This window comes from Vibrio sp. TMPB1044 (assembly GCF_030442075.1).
GTDB classification, from domain to species: Bacteria; Pseudomonadota; Gammaproteobacteria; order Enterobacterales; family Vibrionaceae; genus Vibrio; species Vibrio satsumensis.
In genome coordinates this window covers 102,581-125,455 of sequence record NZ_JAUJED010000019.1, presented here as the reverse complement: position 1 = coordinate 125,455, position 22,875 = coordinate 102,581, and the positions used below count along the sequence as shown (strand labels likewise).

General features: G+C 43.2%; 20 protein-coding genes. 11 read left to right on the top strand and 9 right to left on the bottom strand.

The genetic code is table 11. The annotated features are described in order from the left end of the window. Positions 1 to 340 precede the first annotated feature (340 nt). Complete coding sequence (locus QQ041_RS12490) at positions 341 to 2,152, bottom strand: PLP-dependent aspartate aminotransferase family protein (protein ID WP_285954072.1); 1,812 nt, start codon at positions 2,150 to 2,152, stop codon at positions 341 to 343. Between the two features lie 142 nt (positions 2,153 to 2,294). On the opposite strand from QQ041_RS12490, the gene QQ041_RS12485 reads away from it, so the two are divergent. The 6 genes from QQ041_RS12485 (at position 2,295) to folM (ending at position 7,736) form a co-directional block, all read left to right on the top strand. After that, a complete protein-coding gene (locus QQ041_RS12485; RefSeq protein WP_285954071.1) occupies positions 2,295 to 2,750 on the top strand; it encodes an Lrp/AsnC family transcriptional regulator in 456 nt (151 codons plus the stop codon). Between the two features lie 666 nt (positions 2,751 to 3,416). After that, on the top strand, positions 3,417 to 5,033 hold the full coding sequence (locus tag QQ041_RS12480) for an endonuclease (protein ID WP_285954070.1): 1,617 nt from the start codon (positions 3,417 to 3,419) through the stop codon (positions 5,031 to 5,033). A gap of 321 nt (positions 5,034 to 5,354) precedes the next feature. Beyond that, positions 5,355 to 5,852 (top strand): 2-amino-4-hydroxy-6-hydroxymethyldihydropteridine diphosphokinase, encoded by a 498-nt coding sequence (gene folK, locus QQ041_RS12475; RefSeq protein WP_285954069.1) that lies wholly within the window; start codon positions 5,355 to 5,357, stop codon positions 5,850 to 5,852. Between the two features lie 142 nt (positions 5,853 to 5,994). After that, complete coding sequence (gene folX / locus QQ041_RS12470; RefSeq protein WP_048664833.1) at positions 5,995 to 6,366, top strand: dihydroneopterin triphosphate 2'-epimerase; 372 nt, start codon at positions 5,995 to 5,997, stop codon at positions 6,364 to 6,366. Positions 6,367 to 6,384: 18 nt separating this feature from the next. After that, positions 6,385 to 7,023 carry a GTP cyclohydrolase I FolE gene (gene folE, locus QQ041_RS12465; protein ID WP_285954068.1) on the top strand — a complete coding sequence of 213 codons (639 nt, stop codon included), beginning with the start codon at positions 6,385 to 6,387 and terminating at the stop codon, positions 7,021 to 7,023. Next, complete coding sequence (gene folM / locus QQ041_RS12460) at positions 7,020 to 7,736, top strand: dihydromonapterin reductase (RefSeq protein ID WP_285954067.1); 717 nt, start codon at positions 7,020 to 7,022, stop codon at positions 7,734 to 7,736. The genes folE and folM overlap by 4 nt, the downstream gene beginning before the upstream one ends. An 88-nt stretch (positions 7,737 to 7,824) precedes the next feature. On the opposite strand, the gene QQ041_RS12455 is transcribed toward folM, so the two are convergent. From QQ041_RS12455 to QQ041_RS12445, 3 genes are all read right to left on the bottom strand, one after another. Next, positions 7,825 to 8,178, bottom strand: a complete 354-nt coding sequence (locus QQ041_RS12455; RefSeq protein WP_285954066.1) for a hypothetical protein — start codon at positions 8,176 to 8,178, stop codon at positions 7,825 to 7,827. A gap of 15 nt (positions 8,179 to 8,193) precedes the next feature. Beyond that, positions 8,194 to 9,066: a patatin-like phospholipase family protein gene (locus tag QQ041_RS12450; protein ID WP_285954221.1), complete on the bottom strand. Its 873-nt coding sequence runs from the start codon at positions 9,064 to 9,066 to the stop codon at positions 8,194 to 8,196. A gap of 83 nt (positions 9,067 to 9,149) precedes the next feature. Further along, positions 9,150 to 9,488: a cytosolic protein gene (locus QQ041_RS12445; RefSeq protein WP_285954065.1), complete on the bottom strand. Its 339-nt coding sequence runs from the start codon at positions 9,486 to 9,488 to the stop codon at positions 9,150 to 9,152. A 315-nt stretch (positions 9,489 to 9,803) separates the two neighbouring features. Here QQ041_RS12445 and QQ041_RS12440 point away from each other — a divergent pair, with 315 nt between their 5' ends. Continuing rightward, positions 9,804 to 11,312, top strand: coding sequence for a DUF3360 domain-containing protein (locus tag QQ041_RS12440; RefSeq protein WP_285954064.1), 1,509 nt, complete (start codon positions 9,804 to 9,806; stop codon positions 11,310 to 11,312). Between the two features lie 115 nt (positions 11,313 to 11,427). Here the strand turns inward: QQ041_RS12440 and QQ041_RS12435 are convergent, their stop codons facing one another. Then, a complete protein-coding gene (locus tag QQ041_RS12435) occupies positions 11,428 to 12,354 on the bottom strand; it encodes a hypothetical protein (RefSeq protein ID WP_285954063.1) in 927 nt (308 codons plus the stop codon). A 299-nt stretch (positions 12,355 to 12,653) separates the two neighbouring features. Continuing rightward, a complete protein-coding gene (locus tag QQ041_RS12430) occupies positions 12,654 to 12,779 on the bottom strand; it encodes a hypothetical protein (RefSeq protein WP_285954062.1) in 126 nt (41 codons plus the stop codon). A gap of 120 nt (positions 12,780 to 12,899) precedes the next feature. Between QQ041_RS12430 and QQ041_RS12425 the strand changes: the two genes are divergently transcribed. Next, positions 12,900 to 13,739 (top strand): hypothetical protein, encoded by an 840-nt coding sequence (locus tag QQ041_RS12425; RefSeq protein ID WP_285954061.1) that lies wholly within the window; start codon positions 12,900 to 12,902, stop codon positions 13,737 to 13,739. Between the two features lie 116 nt (positions 13,740 to 13,855). Here QQ041_RS12425 and QQ041_RS12420 read toward each other — a convergent pair whose 3' ends face one another. Continuing rightward, positions 13,856 to 14,728 (bottom strand): alpha/beta hydrolase, encoded by an 873-nt coding sequence (locus tag QQ041_RS12420; protein WP_285954060.1) that lies wholly within the window; start codon positions 14,726 to 14,728, stop codon positions 13,856 to 13,858. 380 nt (positions 14,729 to 15,108) lie between these two features. Here QQ041_RS12420 and QQ041_RS12415 point away from each other — a divergent pair, with 380 nt between their 5' ends. The 3 genes from QQ041_RS12415 to QQ041_RS12405 are packed head-to-tail and all read left to right on the top strand — an operon-like array spanning position 15,109 to position 19,150. Next, positions 15,109 to 15,657, top strand: coding sequence for a DUF3223 domain-containing protein (locus QQ041_RS12415; RefSeq protein ID WP_285954059.1), 549 nt, complete (start codon positions 15,109 to 15,111; stop codon positions 15,655 to 15,657). Between the two features lie 32 nt (positions 15,658 to 15,689). Beyond that, positions 15,690 to 16,610: a DUF1837 domain-containing protein gene (locus tag QQ041_RS12410; protein ID WP_285954058.1), complete on the top strand. Its 921-nt coding sequence runs from the start codon at positions 15,690 to 15,692 to the stop codon at positions 16,608 to 16,610. Positions 16,611 to 16,624: 14 nt separating this feature from the next. Next, a complete protein-coding gene (locus QQ041_RS12405; protein WP_285954057.1) occupies positions 16,625 to 19,150 on the top strand; it encodes a DEAD/DEAH box helicase in 2,526 nt (841 codons plus the stop codon). Positions 19,151 to 19,289: 139 nt separating this feature from the next. On the opposite strand, the gene pheT is transcribed toward QQ041_RS12405, so the two are convergent. Beyond that, positions 19,290 to 21,677: a phenylalanine--tRNA ligase subunit beta gene (gene pheT / locus QQ041_RS12400; protein ID WP_285954056.1), complete on the bottom strand. Its 2,388-nt coding sequence runs from the start codon at positions 21,675 to 21,677 to the stop codon at positions 19,290 to 19,292. An 18-nt stretch (positions 21,678 to 21,695) separates the two neighbouring features. Then, positions 21,696 to 22,679: a phenylalanine--tRNA ligase subunit alpha gene (pheS, locus tag QQ041_RS12395; RefSeq protein ID WP_004734764.1), complete on the bottom strand. Its 984-nt coding sequence runs from the start codon at positions 22,677 to 22,679 to the stop codon at positions 21,696 to 21,698. Between the last annotated feature and the right edge of the window lie 196 nt (positions 22,680 to 22,875).

Below are 22,875 nucleotides of genomic sequence, written 5' to 3'. Positions count from 1 at the left end.
CAAAAAACCATAACCATATGATCTTAATGGTGATATTAAACGCTATCTTAATCGAATAATTTTACTTTTTACGAAAATCATTCCTTTTCTCGAGCTCTTGCTCTTTGTTATTCAGTATTAGCCCAGTAATAAGTCATCAACAGAGTCGCTTTCCAAGCACCAATTGAATAGCACTCGATGAAGCTACACAGTGAGAGCTTTCTAAAACTAAAGCCTCGCTCAAGCGCGGCCTTATTTTTTCTATTTAGCGGTTATGACTGTCCTATAACGGTTACAGCTACCCGACTTCACTGACTTTTCTTGCTAACCCTTTATTGCTAGCTTTCATTACTGACCTAAGTCACTGAGTGAGCTGACTGAACTTCGGCAAACTCTTCACAAACCTCTGGTGTACATCCATATAGGTTTGCATATAGATCTCGTCAATACGGTCGTTACTCGGGAAGCTCGATGAGAAGTCGGCGTGCTTACGGTCAATCGACAATTTGGCGGCCTCGATAATATGAGCAATGAACATGCGAGGATCTTCCAACCCAATCGAGATACGCATAGTCGTCGGCTTGATGCCGGCTTCATTAAGCGCTTCATCACTGAGTTCTGAATGCGTTGTCAGTGCCGGACACAGCGCCACCGTATTGGTTTGCCCAAGGCTCACTTGCATGCCGATTGCTGGCTCAAGCATATCGAAGAACTGTTTAAACCCATCTCGATTAATTGGCGCACGATCGCCGTTACCTTCCATGTCGATAGTAAACAGCGCGGCTGGTAGCCCCAAGTACATGTTGTTCTGGCAATGTTCATAGTTATCGCTGTCTGGTAAAGCGGGACACGACACATTGATGTCTGGGTGAGCATCGAAGATCTTCGCCAGAGTCAGTGTATTAATGGTTTTTTGCACCACTCGCATCTCATACGTCTTCATGCCATTGAGCACTTCAAACGCTTTGTCTGCATCTAAGAATGCGCCTTTGATGTAATACACATTCCAAAACAGCGTTTCGTTCCATGGAATAGTGACCTCATCGTCGTTGGGTTTGGTACAGGTGACCTCTTCTCCTTTTGGAACAAACATGGTCTCGTTGCGTCCGATGACTACCCCAGCGGTTGTGGTACCTGAACCCGCCAGTTCTTTGGTGTAGGAGTGAATGACATAATCAGGCCTTTCCATCACATCATCACGTTTGAGCACAGGATGAAGCAATGGCGTACCCACTGTTGAGTCGACAATCACATCCCAACCGCGAGAGTGACCAGCTTTACTGATGCTAGCAACGTCTAACACGTAGCCATGCGGGTTACACGGTGACTCTAGGTAGACGTAGATTTTCTTACCTGCAGCGAGGCGACCAGCATATTTATCGGCAACCTCATCAAGGCGAGTCGCAAACTCATCACCAGAGTAACCATCCACCCACTCTACCGCGACATTCAGATTCGACGGCTTGCCGAACCAATCTTCCAACAGCTGATAAGAACCGCCGTAGATATTGCGCGAGGCCAAGACAATATCTTCATGTCCAAGTAAATGGCTCAGCAACCCATCAATCGCCGCCATCCCAGAGTTAAAGTTCCATGCTAGATATTCGTTAGCTCTAGAACCCGCCTCAAGGTCAACCATGTGATTCGCGAGTGAGATTGATGTTGGGTTTAGCAGTCGAGAGTAAATATCGTGCAGCGGCTCTTTACCGTTGAACGCGTCTTCAATCCATTCAGTACAGGCAAACAAATAGGTCGCAGTGCGCGTAATAACAGGGCTTGCCGAGAAGATAGCAGCGACATTATCGAAGATAGGATACGCGCCTTTAGACGCAAAATTACCGTTGTTAGTCGCGATAGATTGGTAAGTGGCACGCATTGGGTTCTGCAGGTTATCGAGGATCTTAGCGATCTGGAATGACAAGAAACGTTTAGCGTTAAACCAAGCGATCCGGTCGCTCTTGTCGAGATCTGATAAGCCATCAACCGTCAATGCCCAAAGATCGTGTGTCTTGGTATTAGCTTTGTACAAGGTCGTCGCCAGTTCAATCAGCGTGACGCCGTAATCACTATTTGGGTCGATACCAAAGTGTTTTGCTTGCTCAATGGCAAGAGCTTCTGCTTGTTCGTGTTTAGTTGTTTTACGCAGCGGGCTAAGTTGAGTTGAAGTATTCATAGTTCTTAAGTCATTCCATGCTTGTTGTTCCTCCTTTAATTTTAGTTTTGCGCAGATGTTAAAAATTGCTATTTGCGAAGTAAGACATACACTTTGAGCAATAATATTGCCAAATTAAATTCAATATTAATGGAATATGCCAATGGACGAGATCGATAAAAGAATACTGGCTGAACTGCAAAACAACGCTCGGCTGACTAATCAAGAGTTGGCTGATCGCGTGGCATTGTCACCCTCCCCTTGTTTACGCCGAGTTCGCGTATTAGAGAAACAAGGGATTATTCGCGGCTATCACGCCAGTGTTGACCAAGAAGCGTGTGGTTTGCCTGTGAATGTGTTTGTATTGGTGAAGCTCGAAAAGCCAACTGAAGAGAACATGCGAGACTTTGAGCAACACATTGAAGTGATTGATGAAGTGTTAGAGTGCTTTTTGATGACAGGCAATCACGACTACCTATTGCATGTGGTGAGCGAATCGCTCAAAAGCTATGAGCAGTTTATCCGCAAGCAATTAACCCGCCTGCCCAATATCGCCTCTATTGAATCCAGCTTCGCCTTCGGTCAGGTAAAAACAAAGACCAAATTGCCAGTGAGATAGATGAAGTTCGCTTTTGTTCGGGGTTTATGGGGGTCTCTAGAGGCTGCTCTTCATCATCCCTGAACTGCACCAACAAATATTTTGCCCCAAAGTGAGCCAGAGAGGGATTGAACTCAGTTTCAAACCCTGCAACTTGCCTTACTCCTCCTCATGCCTAGAGTTCCAACAATGTAGCTAAATGTTCTAATCCACAACAGACCAAGCTTTAATCACACTTACGCACAAACATATTGCCCACTAAACCATTGAACAATATCTAAATAAAAGGAAGTTCTTGATTAATAACGAGCCTTGCATCGGAAGCAATATGTGCTTGCACGGTCTTAAACTAGAAATCAGAACCAAACTGAATTGTGCGCATAATTTTCAGTTGGTTAGGTAAGGGCTGGATCGAACTTTAGTAGAGGTTACATTTACTATAGACAGGGCTTGCGGATAAGTGCTTATTTTGGGTTCATCGCAGCTTTCCCCTGAAAGCCAAGATGAACCTTTTTTCAATAATCTAGCGTGTGAAAGCATTAGACAGGTCGATATCACATTGCTTTACATCACACATATTAATAAAGGTAATGTTACTTACATTTATAAATGTGATGTTTATCTCCATTCACCTTTTGATTACTTTCTAAGCTTAGTTGATTTTTATCCAATTAAACAGAAGGTTATATGATAAATAGAATAATAACACTAAGTGGCGTTGCATTACTTTGTTCAGCGAGTGCGCATGCACAAATCCAAAATGGAAGTTTCGAAAACTGGGAAGGAAACGTACCATCTGGATGGAGTGTAATTGATTCCGGCATTGCGGCATCACCCTCTACCGACCCTGTAAATAACGGCAGTTTCTCTGCGCAAGTAACCGTGAATACAGGCACTCAAAGTAATACTGATTTTCTGCAAACGATACGTGTTGAACAAGGGAAAACTTATGATTTCTCTGTCGATGTTTATCACACTGAAGGTAACGTGAAAGCTCGCCTTTTTGTTGATGGCTATTTAGGCTACTCGAATAATGGTTTAACGAATCAGTGGCAAGCATTGACTCACTCGTACAGCGCTACGAGCACTAAAGATATCGTTGTGGGCGTACGATTTTATGATGATGCAGGTTTTGATGGCTCGGAAGTGGTGTATTTAGATAACTTTCAGCCTACGGAGACTCCACCAACACAAAGCTGCAATGACACAAGTGCCACACTCACGCTAGTGACGGATAACTATGGTTCTGAAACCAGTTGGTCTCTCAAAAACTCAGTTTCTCAAACTCTTTATTCTGGTTCAGACTATCAAAGTAACACCATCAATGAAGTGGAAATGTGTTTAGCGGATGGTAGCTACACCCTAGAAGTCTCAGACTCTTATGGAGATGGAATGTGCTGCAGTGTGGGGAATGGTTCATACAGTTTGTCGGTAAACGGGACCGTTGTGGCATCTGGTGGTGATTTCCAAGCAAGTCAGAGTACAGAATTTACGATTGGTGGCTCAACTACACCACCAACTGAACCACCAGTGTTAGGTGAGTATTACAAAGACGCTGAAGGCAAAGTGGGCTTTGCGTTAAAAACAGCCTTATATCAAATTATTGATAATCATAGTAGTCAGGGTTACACCGCTATTTGGACGTTGGTGTCTGAGGCTGACCTAGACACATACTATGATACTGATGGGTCGATTCTCGATATGTATTCGGAGAAACCTTCAGGCTCAGATTCAATCCAATTTACTAAGGTGGCCGACCAATGTGGTCAATACAGCAAAGAAGGTGATTGCTACAACCGTGAGCACTCATTCCCGAAAAGCTGGTTTGGTGGGAAAGTCGAGCCAATGAACTCTGACGGTCACCATTTATTTGCCACTGACGGCTACGTTAACTCGAAACGTAGTAATTGGCCATTTGGTGAGGTGAGTAGCGCGACATACACATCAAGCAATGGTTCTAAGTTAGGCAGTGCAGCGAACTCTCTTGGTTATGTAGGTACGGTGTTTGAGCCAATTGATGAGTTTAAAGGTGATTTCGCAAGAGCATATTTCTACATGGCAACACGCTATGAAAATGAAATCGCTAATTGGGAAGGGAACTCTACAAGCTCTGATGCCGTTCTGGATGGAACCAATACAACCGTTTTTGAACCTTGGCTACTTACCATGCTAAAGCGTTGGCATTCTGAAGATCCAGTAAGCCAAAAAGAAATCGACCGAAATAATGCGGTACATGATTTCCAAGGGAATAGTAATCCGTTTATTGACCATCCAGAGTTTGTAAGTCAAATCTGGGGAAATTAATCGGAATATAATCACCATGACAATGGTTTCATGATGATTGAATTGAGCCCAATCCTTTGTTTGGGCTTTTTCATTTACCTTTAGCTTTCTAGTAAATGCTAATTTAGGGGGAAGCTGTAGTTCATTTATGCCCGGAACCTTCATAGGCCGAGCTTTGACTCGTGGCACTTTCTAGCTCACAGGTGCCCTTTTGTCGGGCTCAAAACGGGCAAAACTTGTAACAGAACCGTATTTTTCTTTTGCCGTCCTACCATTAAAAGGATGCATTGCTGATCTTCATCGCGAGTTGGACGTATAGGCTGGTTAAAAGGAAGGAAAACTATGGCCACCGTCTATGTCAGCATCGGAAGCAACATTAACCGCGAACATCACGTCACAAAATCTCTCAAAGCATTGCATGACCGCTTTGCACTGCTGCACATTTCTAATTTCTACGATTGCGAGCCTGTCGGTTTTAAAGGGGATAACTTCTTAAACCTAGTCGTTGGGTTCGAATGTGACCTCCCAGTCGCAGAGCTGGTTAAGGTTCTGCATCAAATCGAATCAGAGAACGATCGCAAGCGCCAAACCAAAGCCTATGCTTCACGGACGATGGACATCGACATCCTCCTTTATGGTAATCAAGTGGGCGTTATCGATGGCGTAGAGCTGCCTAGAGGCGAAATCACCGAGTACGCTTTTGTGCTCAGGCCATTAGTCGATATTGCCGCACAAGAACGTCACCCCACTCTAGACATCTCATATCAGCAGCTCTGGGAAAACTTCGATCAGTTAAGTCAGAAAACCGAAACCATCCCTTTCGATATCAGTTTCACCTAGCCTCTACATGACTGAAAAAAGAACGGCTGCAACAGGAACAACGGCTAAAGGAACGACTGAACTCTTAATCGCGTGAGCTTGACTGATCTTTTCTTAAAACAAGCACGTACCTGACTTTACTCTCTAAGGATTGGACACTGTTATGAATCACAACGCCATTATCACCATTACAAATCTCAGACTAAGAACCTTCATCGGTTTCAACGAAGAAGAAAAGTCTAAGCAGCAAGACATCGTTATCAATGCAGAGATCCACTACCCTGCTAACAACCTTTGTCTCTCTGATGACGTGGACAACGCACTCAACTACAAAAACATCTGCAAGAAGATCATTCAACATGTCGAATCCGGAAGATTTCTGCTTTTAGAAAAGTTAACCAGCGACGTACTCGGCATTTGTATCGATCATCCATGGGTTCGATACGCTCAAGTGAGAATTGACAAGCCTCATGCCCTACGTTTTGCCGACTCCGTTTCACTCACGCTTAGCTATGAAGCAGAACTCGAAAATTAACTCATAAGGAGCGAGTCAATGCTAACCACAGAAGCTGAAAAAGTAAGAGAAGCTTTGCTCGAAAAGGGACTAGAAACCCCGATGACACCGAGCGAAATGAACCCAAACCAGAAGTACAACCGCATCAAAGGTCTTTTAACGGAAGTAGTCAGTACGCTTGGACTGGATTTGAATGATGATAGCCTAGCTGAAACACCCCATCGCATTGCAAAAATGTACGTCCATGAGATATTTTCAGGGCTAGATTACAATAACTTTCCAAAAATCAGTGTGATAGACAACAAAATGTCGGTTGATGAAATGGTCAAGGTGTCGAACATAGATTTAACGTCGACGTGCGAACATCACTTCATTACCATCGATGGTTTAGCAGAAGTGGCCTATATCCCTGAAAACAAGATTCTTGGGCTGTCTAAAATCAACCGTATCGTTCGATTCTTTGCTCAGCGTCCTCAGGTACAAGAACGCCTTACTCAGCAAATCCTGGTCGCGATACAGACTCTAGTGGAAACAGAAAACGTAGCCGTGACGATTAAAGCGACGCACTATTGTGTTAAATCCAGAGGCGTCATGGATGCAAACTCTGAAACCTCAACAACCGCGCTCGGTGGCATTTTCAAAACTAACCCTCAAACCAGAGCTGAGTTTTTACGATGAGTGAAACGATACTGATAACCGGCGTGGGAAAGCGACTCGGCTTCGCACTGGCGCAGCAACTTTTAGCGGATGGATACAAAGTAGTTGGCACCTACCGCAACGACTACCCTCAACTGCAACTGTTGCGCGATGGTGGAGCCGACTTGCAGCAAGTCGACTTTTATCAACAAAGTAGCCTAGAGGGCTTTCTTCATTACGTTGGTCAAGAATATAAGACACTTCGAGCCATCATACATAACGCTTCCGACTGGAAGCCTGAGAACAAGATGAATCCCAGTGAAAATGCATCACAAATCATGCACCAGATGATGACGATTCACGCCACCGTGCCTTATCTATTCAATTTAACGCTCAAAGACCAATTGATGTCTGGCGATAAAACCTCAGACATCATCCACATCAGTGATTACGTTGCGGAAAAAGGCAGTAAAAAACACATCGCTTACGCGGCCAGTAAAGCTGCACTCAACAACCTGACGCTATCGTTTTCAGCAATGCTGGCTCCCAAGGTGAAAGTAAATACCCTCTCTCCAGCCATGATTAAGTTCAATGAACATGACGATGAGGCATACAAAACCAAAGCGCTGCAGAAAGCTCTGATTCCGACAGAAGCGGGCTTTGAGGAAATAATAGATGGCATCAAGTATGTTTTGTCCAGTCATTACATGACAGGAAGAACTTTACACCTTGATGGCGGCAGACATTTGAAGTGATGGTCTTGCATTATCTGCTATCTAAAACGGCTGCTATATAGCGAATGCAGTTAACTAGAAACCGCTATAAGCTAAAAATTCTTATAACCTAGAAACCGCTATAAGAGTGAGGAAGGCGTTTTTCTTCATCCCAGCCTAACAGCTCAATATTAATCAACGATTTGCGCTTTTCATTACACAGTGAAGCGATATTGATGATAGGTAATTGGCTGCGAAATTGCGCAGTAAGTATGACCTTTTTACTTTCACTCAGGCTGTTTCGACATTGCGCCAAAATCGCTTCAGTATCTAGTTGGTGTGCGTTCTCGATAATCTGGATATCAGTGTTCTCTTGATAGCACTCTATCAGCCATGATACGGCGGACTCTTCTGAACTGGTGAGCACGATGACATCTTTTGTTGTGACCAGATCTTTAAGTTCAGTTTCCATAAATACTCTCATTCAGCAGCAAATACATTAAAGCCAGTTACCCAGTTTAGCCTGTGCCAAATGATAGCCTCTGTCTATCATCTCTTGTGAGCGATCAAACTCTAAAGTGCCACAGGCATTACGTGGGATCTCAAGCGTAATATCGGCGGGGTAAGCGGCCAGTTTTTGACGAGCAATGGTCGATTGCATCGCATCAAACGCTTGGTTGGCAATGTCGTAGGCAGCAAAATTGAAGCTCATTTTACTTTTTACACTGCTACCGAGATTATCGATAAAGTGAACAACCTTCTCATGCAAGTTACTCTCTTTTGTTGGTAGGGAAACAGGTATCACTTCCTGTTGAACCATTTCAGGTTCGCCGCCTAAATTCACAGCCAGAGTAACGTCTGTCTTATCACCAAAGGTAGGCGCAATCGGTACGGGATTGAGTACCCCGCCATCAATGAGCGCTTCGCCATTAATAACATGAGGTGTGAAGAACAATGGCAAAGAGATAGAGGCACGAATAGCATCAAACAGAGAGCCTGACTGCAGCCAAACCTCTTTTTCATCGGCGACGTTGGCAGCAACTGCGGTATAAGGGATAGGCAGATCTTCAATTGAAATCTCGCCGATCAATCCACGCAGTGTGTCGATGATCTTGTCCCCTTTGAAGATACCACTCGATTGCCATGAAAAGTCCAACATCATAGCCATATCCGATTGGTCGATACTGGTAACCCACTCTTCAAATTCATCCAACTTACCCGCAGCGTAGACACCACCGATAAGTGCACCAATTGAACAGCCAGAGATGGATTTTATCTGATAGCCATGCTCCATTAACCAACGGATGATTCCAACGTGCACCAAGCCTCTTGCGCCACCACTGCCAAGTACCAATGAGATCGTTTTTGCCATCATATTAATCCTTTAGTTTTAAATTCTAGGGGAGCTAACTCGCCGATTTACCAATTCGCCGATCTCAACTCACTGAATCACTCTCAGTCCATACGGGTAATGAAGGTTTGCTCGTCATCGACAAAAGCCACATAGTCGCCGTGATAGATAAACACCCGGCCACGCCCTTCCACTATACACGCAAGCTGTGGGTTCAAATCTTCTTCAAGATTTTCACTTTGATACGTGCCGGTATCGGTGATCACACCGCGGAGTTTAGGCAAAAATCCATAGCTGCGCTTGGCTTGATCAATCAGGCTCAGTTCACTGGCGGTAGAGAAGTAAGCTGGGATAGGACCAGCATCTTCGATAAACATAGTTTTCAGTTCTTCAAAGGCTGTAATTACCAGCCAATCGATGCCATTTACCTGATGGATAAACATTGTTTATAAATACCTAGTTTCTCGATAATTCTAATGCGGAGATTCTATCACTATCAAGTGCAGAACGTGGGAGAAATTAAGGGACTACAAATAACCAGACACATACTATCTACAGAGTCTAATACTAGTCGACTAACTCTACGACTAATGTCTAACTACCTGAGACTATTTGTTTTTTTGGGTTTGGTATAAGGTACTAACAAGTAAATGTTAATGAGTTTTTAATAATACGTTGACGCATTGTTTGCGCTTCTGCGTGAGTCAATAACGTTTGTTGGAATAACACGCCTTAGAGTGTGAACGAAAGGAATCAACATGAGCAGTACTTTAGAGTCCGTACATATACAAGCAGATAAGCCTCAAGCCAATGAGGATGAACTCACTTATGAACAACAACACAAACCAAGATCAGAATTTGATTCCCGCGACCAATATTTAGAACATGAATTACAAATCATGGCGCCTAAACGCTGGCGTCCAAATTTACCGTTTAAAGATTATCGATTCGAGATAGAAGACACCATCCCAGCGATGGCCGCAACTATTGGTAAAGTGGTTATGGTGGGCGCGATTGCAGCCACCTTTGCGGGGGCTCTAGGATTAAATGAAGACTTTATTTTAGAAAACGTTCGTTATGAACTCCTCATCGCCTCTGTTTTCATCATTCTTTTCTCTGGCTTTTTATTACCGACCGCGAACCTCGCAGGTACACACGGCCCACTCATCCCTTTAATTCCAATTGTCGTGGCAGCAGGTGGACACCCAATGGCCTTTGGGTTGCTGATTGGCGCTTTCGGCTTAATCTTAGCCATCAGTAAAGGTGGCAGCATGTTGGCCAACCTCACCAGTAAAGGCGTGTGTGGCGGCTTATTACTCTACCTCGGCTTTGTTGGAACCGCTTCTCAAGTGAAAAAGCTGTTCGCTTGGGCTGAGGGAATTGGTATGAGCCATATCGCTTTTGTCGTGATCTTCTGCACCATCATTTTGTACGCGTTATTAGAACACTTCCGTAAGCGCTGGTTAGCCGTACCTCTTAGTTGTTTACTGGGTGGTACGATTGCATTTGCTATGGGTGCCCCATTTGCTTTCCACACTGAGCCAGGCTTACCTAACATGAACCCTATGTATTGGTGGGGAGAAGATACTGGTTGGATGTTAGGCCTACCGACGATTGAACACTTCATGGTGGTATTGCCGTTTGCTATTTTAGCCGTAGCGATGTGGTCACCAGATTTCTTAGGACATCAAGTATTTCAAAAAATCAGCTATCCAGAACGTACCGAAAAAGTACACATGAACATCGACGACACAATGACCACGGCTTCAATTCGCCAAACGTTCGGTTCTTTGCTCGGTGGTACTAACTTTACGTCTTCATGGGGTACTTATATCGTACCGGCGGCGATTGCTAAACGCCCTATTCCTGCTGGCGCTTTGCTCACAGCTCTGTTCTGTATCATCGCCGCAGTTTGGGGCTACCCGATGGATCTAGCTATCTGGCAACCTGTACTTTGTGTTGCGCTGATTGTTGGGGTATTTGTTCCATTGTTAGAAGCTGGAATGGAAATGACACGTGAAGGGAAAACCACCCAATCGGCAGCGATTGTTGTATTTTCATCGGCGCTAGTGAACCCAGCATTCGGTTGGTCTCTCACTATGCTGTTAGACAACTTAGGCTTAGTCGGTTGTAAAGAACGCAGCGGTGAGCTGAGTAAAATGAGCCGTTGGGTGTTGCCTGGCATCATGTTTATTGTACTAAGTGGCGTAATGGCATTGGTCGGCCTTCTACCGGGAATTCCAGCGATTATCCCAAGCTTTCGTTAACCTCGATTAATATTGAGTTTTGGTCGAAACACGAAAAGGCCTCGCACGCGCGAGGCCTTGTTTTATCTAAGTTTCAACGAACGAGCAGCGAAGCAATTGACGATGGTAAACCAAATCAACTCGAGAGCCATTCATCCAGTACTGTGATGAATTTAGGATTGATTAGATAGCCGATGGAAGCATGCGGATTGCTTTTTCCGTTGCGAATATTGAGGTTATAAACTGGGTAGATGTCTTTCATTCCGCCGGGTATCAGATCCAGTTTGAGCATATCTTTAAAGTCATTTCTAATTTTGCTGTCATGAGAGATAAAATCGTCTTCTGCCGATATGTTTATCCATTGCTGAATGTTTAAAGGATACTTCTTCTCATCTTTCAAGCGGCTCCCCTTTAGCCTATCTTTTACGTTTTCATCTCCTAACGGTGACCCGAGCGTTAGCAATAAGTTGACCTTCTTATCCGCACCATAGTCATGTCTATACTCTCCGTAGTGAGATAACTTCCATAACACGTCATAGCTGATCATCGACCCGAGACTGTGAGATACGATCATCACATCATCCTGATTATCAAGCACTTCCTTCAGTTCTACCATTAGCCTATGCCTGACATCGCTGCCAAAATAGGTATCTTCATTCCAATAATGCGCCATGTCCGGTGCGACCTTCGTTATGAGTGTCTCAGCCACACCCAGCTTTCCAAATAGCGATGAAAAAGTATCTGCTAACGCCTCTTTCAGAAAACCAATTTTAGATACCTCGTCATACATTGTTTTGTCGAACTGGCTGGTTTCGTACTCTTTGAGTTCAGACAACGCTTGCTGTCGACTTACAGGGTCTTCCGTTGGTTTCTCTAACAATGTGTTTGATAGTTCACCGTAATAGACAAACCGTTTATCGACATCTTTAAAAGCTTGTAATGAACTTGATTCTCCACAATCTCGCTGCAAGCCATGCTCTATAGCATCGTACCAAAGTGCTTGAAGGTGAGCTTTATCGGGCTTTTGAGCGCGACCATGAATGAATATTATTTTCTTAGCCATAGCAGGACGTCCTAAACACATAGTTAAAGTGATTATCAGTAAAAAGCCCCACTAGATTCGGTCAGACATTACTAATAACAGTGATGCTAATTACGTATCTAGGGGGGGTTATTAGGTCATTTATATAACTATGAGGCACTCGTTTAAGGACCATAAAAGAATGAACGATGCGAACATTACTCACAAATTGAAATGAATGTATCTAGCAAAGCCTCCAACGAACAAAAAAGGCCCCGCAATCGCGAGGCCTTAGTTTTATCTATCACCGATTACATCCACCTTTTAACAACTACAGCGCCCTACTTCACTGACTTAACCGCTTTCATCAATGTTGTGTTGAACTGCTGTGGTTGCTCTAGCATTGGGAGAACAAGGTGAGCACATTCACAAAGGTGCATTGCCCCAACAGGTGCAACTAACTGCATATCGTGACTTAACTCTCAAAATCTGAAGTATTAAATTTACCCTTATATCAAACAGCTATGCTTTTAGTTCATTTATAACGCGTGATATTCATGTGTTGACCTTCTAAAAGGAGAATACCTATGTCCATCTTTTCTGATTTGTTATACCCCGATAACCCAAAAAGAAGAGAAGAGGTACGTTCTAAAACTGCGGAAGCTCGTAACGCATTTTTAGGATTCAATACTAACTGGAATAATTTTTCTGACTCTTTCAACACTATGGTTAACCAAGTGATTAACCAAGAACAACTGCCATTTGACGGAAAGTTTCGATTGGAGCAAGTAGCATTAGATCCTGATAAACAAACCGTTGATGAGATGGTAACCAAAATCAATGCAGTTATTGAAGATGCTAAACAACACATATACCAGTTTAATGAGTCAGTTAAAACGACGTTAGACGCGAGCAAAGCAAATGAGTACGAGAAATTAACGAATTACGACAATATAGGTACTGCAGAAAAGTGGGTCGGTTGGGCTATTCCAACAGGTGTAGGAGTTTCGATCTCAGTCTATTTAGGAGTAGCGATGGCAAGAGGTATCTCGGCCCTTGCAGCTTCAGGGATCACGGTATCATTAGGTCTAAAGTTTGTAGGCGGACTTTCAATTGGTATTTTGTCTGCAGTTGGATTTGTTGTAACTGATCTTATAATTGGCGCTATTACTGGAGCGACAGAGCGCGAAAAGTTAAACACTGCTAATCAACAATTAGACGAGATGATGAGTAAAGTCATACACCCTCTAAACCAAATAAATATTGAAATTGCAGGACAAACGAGCCAAATCAATATAGGTAAGTATTGGATTGCTGAAAACATGCTATTGATAAGACGTAGTGACACTACATGGGAGTCATTTACTCTACCAGAAGTAGTGCGTACATCAGTAACGTCAAACGCTTATCTAAAACTTGTAAGCTAGTACCACGTCGACTATATACGGGGTAGTAGTCTACAGTTTTAAAAAAAGGCCTCGCAATCGCGAGGCCTTAGTTTTATCTATCAACGATTACATCCATCATTTAACAACTACGGCGCCTACTTCACTGACTTAACCGCTTTCATCAAGGTTGTGTTGAACTGCTGTGGTTGTTCTAGCATTGGGAAGTGGCCTGAGTCTTCAATGTAGTAAATGCTGTAATCCTTGATGTGTTTCTTGTTCACTTCTGAATCGGTTGGCCATAGGCGAGCGTTAACCAATATTACTGGCACATTCACGTTCTCATACACGCGGTATGCTTCGCCTGTTACGTATTGGCCTAGATAATGGCGGAACTGGTTTATCGCGATAGCTGGCGGTGCTGAGGCCATGTCTTGCGTTACCCAGTAAAGTAAATCCGCCTCTACGTCTTTTGGTAGCGAGTCTTTCACGAATGTAGTGATGCCCGCTTGGAAGTCTGCTTCAAACGGTTTGGTCATTGAGTCTAGGTCGCTTTGTGAAACGGCTAGTGCGACGTTTTGTGATGTATCGACACCAATAATGCCCTTCACTCTTTTCGGCATCAGTTTAGCGGCTTCTGCAATAACGCCACCCGCCATCGAATGCCCGACTAAGATGACAGATTCGAGTTGTTCTTTCTCGATTACGGCTTTGATGTCTTCAGCGAATGCAACCATGGTGTACTCTTCACGATTGAACGACGAGTTACCATGCCCGGCTAAGTCCATGGTGATCACTTGGTAGTGCTTTGAAAACTCACTCACTTGGTTTTGCCAAAGCCTGCTGTCTAAGCTCCAACCATGAATTAAGATCAGCGCTGTCTCCCCACTGCCACTTTTGCAATACGCAATTTGCTCACCATCGTGAGATATCGCAATACCGTACTTAACCGTTGAATCATGAGCCATGGCATTAATGCTACCAAGAGCCATGAATACCAAGAGTGTGATGTTTAGAATTAAACGTTTCATAGTGTCTCTCTACTTACTTTGGAGGGAACACAGAAAGCGCCCCTCTCAATCAATATAGTCACTATAAAGTGTGAAGTTGTAGACGGGTCAAGGAAAGCTATGAGGATAACTGTCTAGACCTCGTTAATTTAAGAGCGCATATACACAAATGGGTTGCTTATAGTAAAAAAGCAGCGAGTATTCAGCCACACCCTTAGTCGTGTTAATACAACTAGTAGCCATAACCTTTATTAATCAATAAACAATATACCACCCTGTTTTTTCCCATAATTCGCTATTTTTGATAAGTAGCTCTACTAATCCGTAGAGATATGCATTGTAGTATAGTATTCCACAATGCAATAATGGTTACTGCTATTGATTGCACTTATGGAGTATATATGGCTAAGCCAGTGCAACTTGCTAATGGAACCTGTTTCAAAACACAGTCAGAAGCGAAAAGTCATTTCAAAGCGATCCTAAACGCTAACCGCCACCAAGCGGCAATAACGCATCATGACGAAGAATTTTCAGACGTTCTTGCTTTATATAAACGGCATCCTGAATTTCATTGGAAAACTAAAGACGAACACAACATTAAAGAGTTCATCATTAAAAACACTGGTCAATTTAAAACTCGCTGTTTTCACGTTGTACATCATGATGGATCTCTTGCTGACTGGAGCTACATAACAGCCATAAGTGGACAATTAAAAAGTCAATTTGAATGTTTTGCGGACGGGGCAAGACATTTACTCAGCAGTGGATCATATGACTTTAGGGATCCTAACTTTAAAGTAAAATGTGTCAGCTTTATCGAATCTCGTGGTTTTACGATTAATTCAATTCCCTCTAAGTGGATCTCTGCTCCGGACAAGCTTCAATATCACTCTAGCTTAACCGAATGCATATCAAAGGAGTTTGTAGATTGGTATGAAAGAAATGAGTGATAAAGCCCCTAAATATTCCTTGAGGATACCAAATGACCATAAACATTAATCGTTACTTATCAGTCGACAAAAGTGCGTATGATTCTTGTATTGGTTGCTTAGATCATGAATATAAGATTGATGGGTACAAAACTAACGTAAGACTTCACTACTTAAAGTTCGATGGTAACGGCCAGCCAATGGTAAAAGCTCTTGCGAATCTACTTTATGAATTCATCATTGATTACTGTATATCATCTGCAAACAGACCGGATCAACTTACCGCTAGAGAGTCAGCTAGATTGACGAAAGAAGCTAGAAAGTTATTCCGTCACCCAGAAATAGATTCTGAAAACCCAGATAGAACCGGTGAAGCTGGTGAGCTGCTGTTATTTTTCTTAATCGAAGCCATTCTCGGTGCACCTCAAATGGTTTCAAAAATGGAATTAAAAACCAATCATAAAGATGAAGTTAAAGGTTCAGATGGCATTCATGCTAAATACAATTCTGAAGACGAGCTCGTAGACTTCTTTTTTGGTGAAGCTAAACTTTATGTCGACTCAAACTCAGCAATCAACTCGGCACTGAGTAGTATTGACGATTTCCATAATATTGAAATGCTCGAACATGAATTTACCATGGTGACTAAGCACTTTAAATATTCGAATGAAGAGACTAAAAAAGCACTATCGTCTTTGATCGTTTGTGGGGAACCGGGACCAAACGCCCGCCTAAATCATGCATGCCTCATAGGCTATAATTATAAAGAATTCAGCACTATAGATGGTGGGAATCCAAAGGCGTTAACGGAAAGTTTCATATCAAAGTTCCACGAAGAAGGTTTACGTTTAACTACATCCTTACAGAAAAAAATAGCCAATATGAATTGCAACCATCTTTCTTTCGAGTTTTTTTTCCTCCCGTTTCCTTCGGTAGATGATTTCAGAAATGCCTTTAACAAAGCGCTCGACTAAGGACTAAAACCAGTATGAGTGAGACTCTCGATATTCAAATGCTAGTAAGAAAACTAGAAAAAGCTAGCATTCAAAACCAACTCCCTTCCAGCTTTTCCTCTGAAAGCATAATTTACTTCGAAGATATGGAAATTAGAGCACTGGTAAGCCATGCTTCGATATTATCGCTTGGAATAGATGATGAAATAAATGAGTCTTACGAGATCATTACTAGGCTTCTTGAGCAAACTAAAGGTGACAGTGAACTTGTCAAAGGAGCTGCTGAAGTTATCTTGTCTCGCATTGGTAATTTTCCTGGTCGAGAGCTATTAAGAAACAGATACGTAATTGAAAACTCTATCCCTGCTCCTTTGAGACTAGAGATAATTGCACGAGAGTCAGAGAATACTATCCTTGATGAATCAGAAAACGAAATACAACTTACTGACTTTCAAATACAGTTGTTTAATTCTTTAGAAGATGAACAAAACCTGAGTATTTCAGCTCCTACATCTGCCGGGAAGTCATTTGTATTAAACCTCTCTCTATCTAATCAGATTAGAGTAAATCAGAGCCACAGCATTGTTTATGTCGTTCCGACAAGAGCACTGATTTCAGAAGTATCTATGAGAGTCAGAAATGCAATTAAGAAAATTGGTCAAGATAAAGCCATAATCCGAACTACACCGTTTCCTGTTGATAGAAAAAAAACACGCACCAATGTTGTATATATTTTCACTCAAGAGCGCCTTCTCAGCTTTCTAAGTTCAACAGATATAGAGCCAGAGATCGATACGCTTATAATTGATGAAGCGCATGAGATTCAAAATGGGAAACGAGGCATAATTCTTCAAACAGCAATAGATGTAGCTTTAAGAAAATTTAATAATACAAAACTACTTTTTGCGAGCCCTTTGATTAAAAACCCAGAGTATTTTTTATCTTTATTTCAACGTACCTCCAATGGAAAGTTCTTCACCGAAGTCATATCTCCTGTTTCTCAAAATATTTTATTAATAAACCAAGTAGCTAGAAAGCCCGCTAAAATGCACATATCTTTGCTCAGTAGCAAGGGGACGACTGATATTGGTGAGTTCGACCTACCTTTCCCATTAAGGGGTAGTAAGAACCAACAAATAGCGAGCTTAGCCCTAACTCTATCGGATGATGATGCTGTAATTTCATTTTCAAATACCCCATCAAGTGCTGAAGAACGTGCAATTCACGCTTCAACTCTTGCTCCGGATATCGAGGTTAGTGACGATGTGAAAATGTTTATAAGCTTCATCGAGCAAGAAGTTCACCCTGACTATGCACTGAAAAACTGCCTTAAAAAGGGTATTGCCTTCCATTACGGAAACATGCCTTCTTTGTTACGAACTGGGGTCGAAGATCTTTTCAGGAAAGGGGATATTAAAGTTGTATTCTGTACGAGTACGTTGTTACAAGGTGTAAACCTCCCAGCTAAGCACATTATTATTGAGAACCCCAAGTCTGGCGATAATGGTATGACCCGCGCAGATTTCCTAAACTTAGCAGGTCGTGCAGGCCGTCTCCTTAGCGAATTTCACGGGAATGTATGGTGTGTAAGACCAGACGATTGGGACAGCCCTTGCTATACAGGAGATAAATTACAAACCATAACTTCATCCATAAGTAATATTTTAGCTGATGGAGGAACAGAACTACAAAAGGCAATACGCGAAGATAAATCTCAAGAAACCAGGGATGAAACAAAGCAAGATGAAGCTGATGTAGCGATTGGGAAGATCTACAGTGACTTCCTTATTACCAAAGATTTTTCTTTCATGGAACAATATCGAACGGACTCAAATAGTGATGAGTTAGACAATACTATTGAGATAGTTAAGTCACTAGAAGTTGCTCTGCCAGAAGAAATCATACAGAGAAACCAATCCTTAAGACCAGACCAGCTAGATAGGCTATATAAATACCTCTTGGACCAAAAAAATATAGAAGACTACTACCCTATATATCCATATATAGCGGGCTCAAAAGCCAGAGTTGAAAAGATAATCGATACTCTCGAAGCTAGCTTCGAGTGGAAGCTACATGAAAAATTCAAGCCTTGGCTTAGCTATTTATCCTACCAATGGGTTTGGGGGGCACCAATAGGTAAAATACTGCACGAGAGAATATCTTACCTAGAAAAGGTCAGAGACACTGGCAGTGTTAACCCAACAAGAGAAGTAAGATCTTGTCTAAAAGTTCTTGAGACAGATATACGCTTTAAGATGGTGAAATATTTTTCAGCCTACTTAGAAATCTTAAAGCATATCGCTCTTGAACAAGGACTACAATCCGCCGAAGCAATAGAACCTTATCATATATACCTTGAATTTGGTTCCTGTAAAAAGAGCGTTCTAAATCTAATGTCAATTGGTTTATCTCGCTTCACTGCTATTCATCTGGATAGGTGTTTAAATTTTAGTGACAACGAAGAGCCCGAAGGGTATTTAGCTGAATTACAAAACGTTAATATACATAAGCTCAAAATGCCGACCTTGTGTATAAATGAAGTTGCTAGCTTAATTGCCTAAAAGTTAACTTAACAACTTAAACATACACTAACTTCTTCTTTGGATTCAAAGACTATAGCTATGTCAGATGCAGATAAGAAACAAAACAAAAAGGCCTCGCAATTGCGAGGCCTTTGATTTTTCTATCTATCAGAAGAGATTAGTCGCGAAGTGCTGCGCCGAATTTCTCTGAGATTGAAGCTACGATAGCATCTACTGAACCAGCGATGTCTGCATCTTCTAGTGTGCGCTCTACAGACTGTAGGCTAAGTGCGATAGCTAGGCTCTTCTTACCTTCTTCAACGCCTTGACCAACGTATACGTCGAACAGTTTAGCGCCTGTTAGGAATTCGCCACCAGCTGCGATACACGCTTCTACGATGTCACCAGAAGCGACTGCTTCATCAACAACAACGGCGATATCACGACGGTTTGCAGGGAACTTAGATACGGCTACTGCTTCTGGAAGCACGCGAGTGTTGATAGCTGCCCATTCGATTTCGAATACGATAGTGCGGCCGTTAAGACCAAACTTACGCTCTAGTTCTGGGTGAACAGTACCAATGATACCCACTTCTTTGCCGTCTACTACGATAGCCGCAGTTTGACCTGGGTGAAGTGCTGGGTGCTTAGCTGCTTTGAAGCTGTATGCGATTTCGTTTGCAGAAAGCTCAAGAACTGCTTCTAGGTCACCTTTAAGATCGAAGAAATCTACAGTGTTAGTTGCAATGTCCCAGTGCTCTTCGCCACGAGTACCAGAGATAACGCCCGCAAGTATCATTTCTTGGCGCATGCCGTTTTCAGCAGTTGCTTCAGGGATGAAACGTAGGCCTGATTCGAATAGACGAACGCGAGACTGTTGACGCTTCTGGTTGTGAACAACTGTGTTTAGAAGACCTTGGATTAGGCCAAGACGCATTGCTGACATGTCCGCAGAGATTGGGAATGGCAGGATTAGCGGCTCAACACCAGGTACAACAAGTTTTTGCTGTTCTGGTTCTACGAAGCTGTATGTGATTGCTTCGTGGTAGCCACGGTCTACAAGAAGGTCACGAACGCGCTTAAGCGGTTGGTCAGCTTCTTTGTGGTCATTCATTTTAAGTGCCGCTTTAGGCGCTTGGTTTGGAATGTTATCGTAACCGTAGATACGACCTACTTCTTCAATTAGGTCTTGCTCGATTGCGATATCAAAACGCCAAGATGGAGACGTTGCCGTCCACCCAGCTTCAGTCGTCTCAACTTCACAACCTAGACGAGTTAGGATTTCCACTACGTCTGTAGATGGGATTTCGTGACCTAGTAGGCTGTCTAGCTTAGCGCGACGCAGAGCAACTACGTTTGCTTTAGGAAGATCAGCTTCAGATTCGCTGCCGTTTACTGGCGCAACTTCACCACCGCAGATTTCAACTAGAAGCTGCGTTGCACGCTCCATTGCTGCTGCTTGTAGAGTTGAATCAACACCACGTTCGAAACGTAGAGAAGAATCTGTGTGAAGGCCGTAAGCACGTGCGCGACCACGGATGTGATCCGGTGCGAAGAATGCCGCTTCAAGAAGTACGTCTGTTGTTTCAGTAGTAACACCTGAATCTTGACCGCCAAAGATACCAGCGATTGCTAGTGCTTTGTTGTGGTCAGCGATAACAAGCGTGTTGCTGTTTAGTTCAGCTTCGTTGCCATCTAGAAGTGTTAGCTTTTCGCCCTGCTCTGCTAGACGAACCACGATACCGCCTTCGATCTTAGCGAGATCAAATGCGTGCATTGGTTGGCCTTGCTCTAGCATCACGTAGTTTGTGATGTCTACAACTGGGTCGATTGAACGGATACCACAACGGCGCAGTTTTTCTTGCATCCAGATTGGAGATTCCGCTTTTACGTTTACGTTCTTAACCACACGGCCAAGGTAACGTGGACAAGCATCCGTTGCTTTGATTTCAACAGATACTGTGTCTTCAATGCTTGTTGCAACAGCTTCAACTGTTGGCTCTGTAACGTCTGCGCGGTTTAGTACGCCAACTTCACGAGCAAGGCCGCGGATGCTGAAGCAGTCTGCGCGGTTTGCTGTTAGGTCTACGTCGATAGTTACGTCGTTAAGCTCTAGAAGCTCACGAACGTCCATACCTAGCGTTGTGCCTTCTGGCAGCTCAAGGATGCCGTCAGACTCTACGTCGATACCTAGCTCAGAGAAAGAACAAAGCATGCCGTGCGATGGAACGCCACGTAGTTTTGCTTTCTTGATTTTGAAGTCACCAGGAAGTACTGCGCCAACTGTTGCTACTGCTACAGTTAGGCCAAGACGACAGTTAGATGCACCACATACGATGTCTAAAAGTTCTTCTTCGCCGATATCAATTTTTGTAACTTGTAGTTTGTCTGCGTCTGGGTGCTGACCGCACTCAACCACTTTACCTACTTTAACGCCGGTGAATTCACCAGCAACAGGTTCTACATCGTCAACTTCCAAACCAGCCATAGTGATTTGGTGAGCTAGCTCTTCGCTGTTAATTGCAGGTTTAACCCACTCGCGTAGCCAAGATTCACTGAATTTCATAGTTTTGACTGCCCCGGATTACTTGAATTGTTTAAGGAAACGAAGGTCGTTCTCGAAGAACGCACGAAGGTCATTTACGCCGTAACGAAGCATCGTTAGACGCTCTACACCCATACCGAATGCAAAACCAGAGTATTTCTCAGGGTCGATGCCAACAGAGCGAAGTACGTTAGGGTGAACCATGCCACAACCTAGAACTTCTAGCCATTTGCCATCTTTACGTTTCACGTCAACTTCAGCTGAAGGCTCTGTGAACGGGAAGAATGAAGGACGGAAACGCACTTCAACTTCTTCTTCAAAGAAGTTACAAAGGAAATCGTTAAGAATGCCTTTAAGTTGTGCGAAGTTTACGTTCTCATCAACTAACATACCTTCCACTTGGTGGAACATTGGCGTGTGAGTTTGATCGTAGTCGTTACGGTAAACACGACCCGGAGCAATGAAGCGGAATGGCGGTTTGCCGTTTTCCATCGTACGGATTTGAACACCAGAAGTGTGCGTACGTAGCATTAGATCAGGGTTGAAGAAGAAAGTATCGTGATCAGTACGAGCTGGGTGATCGTCTGCGATGTTTAGTGCATCAAAGTTGTGGAATGCATCTTCGATCTCAGGGCCAGACTCAGTGCTAAAGCCAAGCTCACCAAAGAACTGTTCGATACGCTCAACTGTGCGAGTCACTGGGTGAAGACCACCGTTCTCAATGCGACGACCTGGTAGGCTCACATCGATAGTTTCTTCAGCTAGTTTCGCTTCAAGCTCTGCACGTTGTAGTGCGTCTTTGCGAGCTGCGATCGCTTGTTGAACAGCACCTTTCGCTTTGTTGATCTCTTGACCAGCAGTGCGACGCTCTTCAGGTGGAAGTTTACCTAGGCTTTGTAGTTGAAGAGTTAGTTCACCCTTCTTACCTAAATACTGAACTCGCACTTCATCAAGTGCGACTAACGAATCTGCTGTATCAATAGCAGTCGTTGCATTAGCAATGATCTCTTCTAGATGTTGCATCATTTCCTCATCTACCAGTTGGTAGTGTCCGTATCGGATGATTAGTTTTTTTAGATAGCTACACATAGTAATCAAACACGCAACCAATGCCAAATTGAATCGCTAAAAGAACAAGTTATTGCCTAAAAACACGGCAAATTTAACAGGATATTAATGAGGAGTAGGAAGAAGTGGAACAATTACAGGTTCCACTTCT